Below are 6,449 nucleotides of genomic sequence, written 5' to 3'. Positions count from 1 at the left end.
GGCTTGACTATACAACACCCAAGCAGTTGTATATAAAGCATCAATCGATTCATTAATATGCAAAGCAACTTGATTTAGTTATACGCTTAGCTAAAATGAACAAAATAAAGTAAGACTCAATCAGCCCATCTGTAAAGATTTGGAAAAAGCATCGGCAACCAATAAGACCAATGCAAGTATCCATACCAGTTGTGCTGGCGACCATAGCAAGAGTGAACCACCTGATCCCTTCCCGAACTCAGAAGTGAAACCTCTTAGCGCTGATGGTAGTGTGGGGTTTCCCATGTGAGAGTAAGTCATCGCCAGCTCATTATTCAAACACCCTCAACATCAGTTGGGGGTGTTTTTTTATGCTTGGAAAATTTAAATAAGTGCGCTGATTTCCTATAGTAATTTAATCTAAAAGATGAAAAAATAAGCAAAATAGGAAGGTATAAACGAAGAAATAATATCTTAATTCCCTTTTATAATTTTAATTTAGGTATTTTATGAGAATAATAGTTCTTTTATTTGCTTGTTTTGCTTTTAATAGTTATCCAGCTGAATCTATTGATGAAAAATTGGTTTTAAATCTTTTAGAAAAAGAAAAAACATCAGTACAAAACAAGGAAATAATGAGTTTTATGGCCTTGTTATCAGAAGATTTTTTGGGTGCTAAGAAGGATGGTACCCCTCTCACTAAAGAGAGTTATAAAGAGGGAGTAATTATAACCTTTATTAATGCTTCCAAAATTCTTCATAATGCTAAGATCAAGTCCCTTTATATATCTGAAACTAAGCAGTCAGCAGAAGTAGTGTTAGAAAGTGAAACTAAGTTTTTGTTAGAAAGAGGAAATTATAAAGAAGTGGTTACAAGTAATAGCGTAACGAAATCTACATTAATATTAGAAAATGGTACATTAAAGTATAAAAATTCTAGCTATATCAAATAATTAGTTTTAGTTATTCTTCTATATAAAAAGTTTGATGATTTATACTTTAGTCCCTCATGAAAAAAAGCTTTATTATCTTAAAAGTATAAATTTTTCTAAAACTTAATGTTTTCTACTTTCCTGTTTATTTGACAGGCCTATAATGATTCAGAATCATTCCAAATCTAATAAGGATATAACATGTCTACCGACCAGCAATTTCCAACACCCAATAATTTAGGGATCGCAGTTTATTCAAATAATGCAGAAGCAATTGGTAATACACCTTTAGTTCGTATCAATCGTTTGATTAAAACTGGTGCAACTGTATTAGCAAAAGTAGAAAGTCGGAATCCTGCATTTTCTGTGAAATGTCGTATTGGAGCGGCACTTATTGCAGATGCAGAAAAGCGTGGTGTGTTAAAAGAAGGCATGCATATTATTGAACCAACCAGTGGTAACACTGGGATTGCGTTGGCTTTTGTTGCAGCGGCTAAGGGTTACCCAATTACTTTAACTATGCCTGCAAGCATGAGTCTTGAGCGTAGAAAAGTATTAAAAGCACTCGGTGCCAATTTAGTTTTAACTGAACCAGCGAAAGGGATGAAAGGTGCAGTTGATGAAGCTGTGCGATTAGCAGATGAACAACCAGATGTTTATTTCCTACCTCAACAATTTGAAAATCCAGCAAATCCACAAATCCATGTGGATACAACTGGTCCTGAAATTTGGCAAGCAACAGGCGGGCAAGTCGATATTTTGGTTGCTGGTGTAGGTACTGGTGGCACAATTACTGGTATTTCTCGTTATTTCGAACAAGTTCAAAATAAACCTTTGTACTCTGTAGCCGTTGAACCTGCTGAGTCTCCAATTATTACTCAAACTAGAAATGGTGAGAATATTACACCTGCACCACATAAAATTCAGGGAATTGGTGCGAACTTTATTCCAAAGAATCTTGATTTAGATCTTGTTGATGAAGTCTTACCAATAACTAGTGAAGAAGCAATTCAGTGGGCAAGAAATTGTGCAATGCAGGAAGGCATTTTAGTGGGTATTTCAAGTGGAGCAGCTTTGGCTGCGGCTGCTAAAATTGCAGAACGTCCTGAAAATGCTGGCAAAACGATTGTTGTTATTCTTCCAGACAGTGGAGAGCGTTATTTATCTTCTGTTCTATTTGAAGGTTTATTTGACGAATAAAATTACTTGTATAAAAAGCCCATCAACAGATGGGCTTTTTATTTGACCTTAATTTATAAGGCACTTTTTAGAGCTTTTTGATGACGTTTAACAGATCGGGCATATTTCTTAGCTTTGTGACGTGTCCAGAAACTTCGCTCATATCCTGTAGGTCCAACGTTGTAATAAGCAGTGGCTTTAAACCAGCTATCTGCTGATTGATAGTAATGATTTAAAATATATGCACCACATTGAATATTTGTAGATTCATCATACAAATTACCAGCACAAGTTTGTTGCCAATAACTGGGAATAATTTGAGTTAAACCTACTGCACCCGTAGGTGAGAGGGCGCTACTATTGTAACTAGACTCTTGTCTTATGACCGCGGCAAGTAAAAGAGGAGGTACATTATATTGATCAGCACTTTGAATAATAATTGGAGATAACCGATTCGCTGTGCTTTGTGGAACAGAATAAGCTTTTTGTAAACCAGACGAGAGTTTATTTGAACGCCATGAAAATGAACCACTATTCGGGCCTAAGCTCGTACACCCCGTCATTATTGTCATTAAAACAATTGTAAAAAATTTGAGACTCAAAATGTGTATTTGAGTTGGTTTAAAATAATTGTTAGATAAAGATGAGGTAAGCAAAATATAAAACCGATAATCAAGTTTCAAATGAAATCATGGTATTCAGCTGTAACTAATGGATCAATATAAGTTCTGTTGCTCAGCATAAGAAAATAGTGATAATTTTGTATGATTAAAATGAAAAAACCCCGACATCCTGTCGGGGTTCCTTCGTATTCAGCTTATGTAGCTAACTCCTGTCAACTACCGCTTCCTGCGTTCTTATTCTTCTTCAATGAGACATCCTGTCTCTCTATGTTTCATATATTATAAAAAAATACTAAAGCTGGATATCCGCAAATCACCGCAAGTTTTGTACGTTTTAACTTACAGATATACTTTTTCAACTTTCTTAAATACGATGTCGACTAGTTTCTGTGCTACAGGAGTACAAATCAATACACTTGGGAAAGCAAATATCCATGCAATACCCCATGCGGATATCCATAATGAAAAGAAATTTTGAATTGGTCCTAATGCTTTGAAAGTCGTAATTCCTGAAATTATAAATGACATCGTTGCGGATAAAATTAAAAGTAATAAAATCCTTTGTGCTGTCATAATCTTACACTCCAAGATAAGCATTCAAGGTCATTGCAAAGTTATTTCCAAATAATCGAGCAGTTTTAATGTCTCCTTCATCAAACCTATCGGGACTACTGCCGTGTTCAGCCTGAGCCATTAAGCCTGACCATGAACCGAGACGGTTAGCTGCTTGAGCATAAGGTACACCTTGATGTTGTTCGGGTAGAATTGGATTACCTACCCATAACATGCCGTGTTGCATGCAAAAAGTAAAAAGTGAAATTAATGTCGATTGTTTATCACCCGCGGGAAGGGACGATACGGTAAACCCAGCCGCTAGTTTTCCTTTAAAACTCTGTTTTTTCCATAATGGGCCTGTTGCATCCATGAGTTGTTTTAATTTCGAGGATACTCCGCCTAAGTAAGTCGGAGATCCCCAAATCAAGCCATCGTATTGGATAAGTATTTCAGGGTTTTCAATGAGATGTTCAGCACTCAGTAGATCTACTTTAATATTTTTTTGGCTTAATACGCCAGTTTGAATTTGCTGAGCAATAAACTGAGTATGACCCTGACGACTATAGTAAATAATGGCAACGGTTTTCATGAGATTTTCCTTTATTTTAAATTTGAAAGATTTTTGCAGTGAGATATAAACCACAGCCAAAAACACTATGGTTAAGCAAACTTTTTAGACAATTCAAAAATGCATGAGGGGTTTTTGAAGAAGCGAAACCACTACCCATCGCAGGTTGCATAATAAAAAAAGGAATGAGAACAGTGACTAAGCCAAAAATTAGCGCTGAGTAAAACTGAGGATGAATGAGCCAATCGGAGACCACAATGCAAAGAAAGCTGAATGCAAAGATCAGCCCAACACTATAGTGTGCGATCCAACCTAGTAAATATTCCCCTTTAATTGAGGGGCTTTGCGCAATGGATTGATGTATGAATTTGCCTTGAAATATCCAACCAACCCAGCGTCCGAGAAAGGCGAAGTTTAAGGTTGGAATCTTAAATAATTTTAATATTAACAGCCAGATATCCATAATTACTGTTGCCCCGATACCTAGGCATAAAGCTTGAAAGAACAATGAGGAGATATTCATTTTTACACCTTGCTTTTATACGTATGAAACGTGATAAATTTATTGTGCAAGTTAAAGTTCACTTGAAGTCAAGAGGGTGTTATGGATATTGGTGAAGTCGCTAAGAGAGCAAAAGTAACAACAGCAACGCTACGTTTTTATGAAGAGAAAGGATTAATTAAATCAATAGCGCGGCAAGGTTTACGTCGGCAATATGGTAAACAGGTACTTGATCAACTGGCATTAATTGCTTTAGGGCGTGCTGCGGGTTTTTCTTTAAATGAGATCGCCGCAATGTTTGGACAAGATGGTAAACCTGATCTTGATCGTCAAAAACTAAAAGATAAAGCTGAACAATTAGAGCAAATGGCAAAGCGATTACATTTTATTAGTCAAGGATTACAACATGCGGCAGTGTGTCCTGCTGAAAACCACATGCAATGTCCTACTTTCCAGAACTTTTTGAAAGCAGCAATTGCTGGAGAATATCAGCCAACGAAACTTTAGTGAAATCTTGAGCCAATAGTTTTTTTAACATTGATCTAACAGATATATTTGTCATATTTTCGCCATAAAGATTTCATCTTTTTGAAGTGAAAACTTCATATAAGCTTGATTAAATTTGCTTAATTTTTTACCGACTGTATAAAACCATGAGCAAAAAAACTTTAGTCGCATTATTATGCTGTGCCAGTTTAGGATTGACGGCATGTAACAATGATAACGATCAAGAACAAACCTCACCCACTGAAAACGTTACCGAACCGACCCTAATTTCTTTTGCTAAGTTACCCGTAGAAACTTATGCAGCTGGTCCAGACTCTGGCGCATATGTGAAAGGTGCAAATGGAATTTATCCTCCATTTAAAGGTCAACCTGTACAGGGCTTTTCTGCTGCATTAAAAAATGAAGATGGCAGTTATATGGCAATGGCCGATAACGGGTTTGGGACTCAAGATAATTCATCAGACTTTTTACTTCGTATCTATAAATTAAAGCCTGATTTAAAAACTAAAGCTAAAGGTACGGGTCAAGTTACTGTGCAAAGCTTTATCCAACTGCGTGATCCAAACAAATTAATTCCATTTAGTATCGTCAATGGTGATACAGCTGAGCGTTTATTAACGGGTGCTGATTTTGACCCAGAGTCAATGCAACGTAATAGTGATGGGACTTATTGGATTGGGGATGAGTTTGGTCCTTATTTACTTCATTTTTCTGCAGATGGTGTGTTGTTGGATGCTCCAATTGCTCTGCCAAATCCACTAAATCCGACACAAGAACTTCGCTCTCCTCAAAATCAGTTTAATAAAGCGCAAATTAATTTTGTAGAGCCTCTAGTTCAGCAAAGTGGTGGTTTTGAAGGAATGGCAATTTCTCCAGATGGCCAATATCTCTATCCTCTTGTAGAGAAACCGCTTAAATCAATTCGAGAAACGGAAAGACAGCTATTGATTTCTCAATTTGACCTGAAGAAAAAAGCTTATACAGGAAAATATTATTGGTTCCAGTTAGACAGTAAGGCAACCAATATTGGTGACTTCCAACTCTTTAATGATAAAGAAGGTATTATTATTGAGCGTGATGCGACTCAGAATAATTTAGGCGGATATAAAAAATTAATTCGTATTAAATTAAATGAGTCAGGCCAACCAGTAAGCCGCGAAGATTTAGTCGATTTAATTAAAATTGCCAATCCTAATTTACTTTATGGCACAGCAAGAGCAGGAGATATTGGAACACAACAAGTTTTCGCTTTCCCATTTGAAACCATTGAAGATGTCATCATTGAAAATGGTACAACCCTCACTATTCTAAATGATAATAACTTCCCTGGCTCTACAGGACGTAATGCAAAAGTGGCCGACGATAATGAGATTATTCAAATTCGGTTGCCAAAAGCTTTGTTCTAAGCCCTGTAAATAAGTAAGTTAAAACTGCGGTGGCTTTTATTCCGCCGCATTTATTAGAAGAATAAAATATTGGATAAACTTTAATCAAATTAATTTTTATATCCTTGTTTTCGTTTGTTTTATAAACAGGGAAAATGAATGGAATTCATGTTAAAATGATCGGCTTTCATCTTTAGATGTCTCTCCTCCATCTGCTAG

The 6,449-nt window shown here is 36.2% G+C and carries 8 protein-coding genes and 1 rRNA gene; 5 read left to right on the top strand and 4 right to left on the bottom strand.

What is annotated here, in order from left to right:
• The first annotated feature begins 193 nt into the window (after positions 1 to 193).
• From rrf to cysK, 3 genes are all read left to right on the top strand, one after another.
• Positions 194 to 308: ribosomal RNA gene (gene rrf / locus BMW38_RS15595) — 5S ribosomal RNA — on the top strand.
• A 180-nt stretch (positions 309 to 488) separates the two neighbouring features.
• Entirely contained in the window at positions 489 to 932 is a 444-nt protein-coding gene (locus tag BMW38_RS15590; RefSeq protein WP_092709722.1) for a hypothetical protein, read from the top strand.
• Between the two features lie 180 nt (positions 933 to 1,112).
• Positions 1,113 to 2,111, top strand: a complete 999-nt coding sequence (gene cysK / locus BMW38_RS15585) for a cysteine synthase A (RefSeq protein ID WP_092709719.1) — start codon at positions 1,113 to 1,115, stop codon at positions 2,109 to 2,111.
• Positions 2,112 to 2,164: 53 nt separating this feature from the next.
• On the opposite strand, the gene BMW38_RS15580 is transcribed toward cysK, so the two are convergent.
• The 4 genes from BMW38_RS15580 to BMW38_RS15565 all read right to left on the bottom strand — a co-directional run bounded on the left by BMW38_RS15580 (position 2,165) and on the right by BMW38_RS15565 (position 4,359).
• Positions 2,165 to 2,773 (bottom strand): lytic transglycosylase domain-containing protein, encoded by a 609-nt coding sequence (locus tag BMW38_RS15580; RefSeq protein WP_092709716.1) that lies wholly within the window; start codon positions 2,771 to 2,773, stop codon positions 2,165 to 2,167.
• 279 nt (positions 2,774 to 3,052) lie between these two features.
• Positions 3,053 to 3,286 (bottom strand): DUF2798 domain-containing protein, encoded by a 234-nt coding sequence (locus BMW38_RS15575; protein WP_092709713.1) that lies wholly within the window; start codon positions 3,284 to 3,286, stop codon positions 3,053 to 3,055.
• A 4-nt stretch (positions 3,287 to 3,290) separates the two neighbouring features.
• Positions 3,291 to 3,857 carry a flavodoxin family protein gene (locus BMW38_RS15570; RefSeq protein WP_092709710.1) on the bottom strand — a complete coding sequence of 189 codons (567 nt, stop codon included), beginning with the start codon at positions 3,855 to 3,857 and terminating at the stop codon, positions 3,291 to 3,293.
• A gap of 16 nt (positions 3,858 to 3,873) precedes the next feature.
• Positions 3,874 to 4,359 carry a DUF2938 domain-containing protein gene (locus BMW38_RS15565; RefSeq protein WP_092709707.1) on the bottom strand — a complete coding sequence of 162 codons (486 nt, stop codon included), beginning with the start codon at positions 4,357 to 4,359 and terminating at the stop codon, positions 3,874 to 3,876.
• An 81-nt stretch (positions 4,360 to 4,440) separates the two neighbouring features.
• On the opposite strand from BMW38_RS15565, the gene BMW38_RS15560 reads away from it, so the two are divergent.
• On the top strand, positions 4,441 to 4,845 hold the full coding sequence (locus BMW38_RS15560) for a helix-turn-helix domain-containing protein (RefSeq protein ID WP_092709705.1): 405 nt from the start codon (positions 4,441 to 4,443) through the stop codon (positions 4,843 to 4,845).
• A gap of 146 nt (positions 4,846 to 4,991) precedes the next feature.
• Positions 4,992 to 6,251, top strand: a complete 1,260-nt coding sequence (locus tag BMW38_RS15555) for an esterase-like activity of phytase family protein (RefSeq protein ID WP_092709702.1) — start codon at positions 4,992 to 4,994, stop codon at positions 6,249 to 6,251.
• Positions 6,252 to 6,449 lie beyond the last annotated feature (198 nt).

The organism is Acinetobacter sp. yr461, from assembly GCF_900110445.1.
In the GTDB taxonomy this organism is placed as follows: domain Bacteria; phylum Pseudomonadota; class Gammaproteobacteria; order Pseudomonadales; family Moraxellaceae; genus Acinetobacter; species Acinetobacter calcoaceticus.
The sequence above is the reverse complement of the archived record's forward strand: the minus strand, read 5'-3'. Positions and strand labels throughout refer to the sequence as shown.

Excerpts from the sequence above, each read along its gene's own strand:
- BMW38_RS15560 (WP_092709705.1), top strand. The coding sequence starts at position 4,441 with ATGGATATTGGTGAAGTCGCTAAGAGAGCAAAAGTAACAACAGCAACG.
- BMW38_RS15555 (WP_092709702.1), top strand. The coding sequence starts at position 4,992 with ATGAGCAAAAAAACTTTAGTCGCATTATTATGCTGTGCCAGTTTAGGA.
- BMW38_RS15575 (WP_092709713.1), bottom strand. The coding sequence starts at position 3,286 with ATGACAGCACAAAGGATTTTATTACTTTTAATTTTATCCGCAACGATG.
- cysK (WP_092709719.1), top strand. The coding sequence starts at position 1,113 with ATGTCTACCGACCAGCAATTTCCAACACCCAATAATTTAGGGATCGCA.
- BMW38_RS15565 (WP_092709707.1), bottom strand. The coding sequence starts at position 4,359 with ATGAATATCTCCTCATTGTTCTTTCAAGCTTTATGCCTAGGTATCGGG.
- BMW38_RS15570 (WP_092709710.1), bottom strand. The coding sequence starts at position 3,857 with ATGAAAACCGTTGCCATTATTTACTATAGTCGTCAGGGTCATACTCAG.
- BMW38_RS15590 (WP_092709722.1), top strand. The coding sequence starts at position 489 with ATGAGAATAATAGTTCTTTTATTTGCTTGTTTTGCTTTTAATAGTTAT.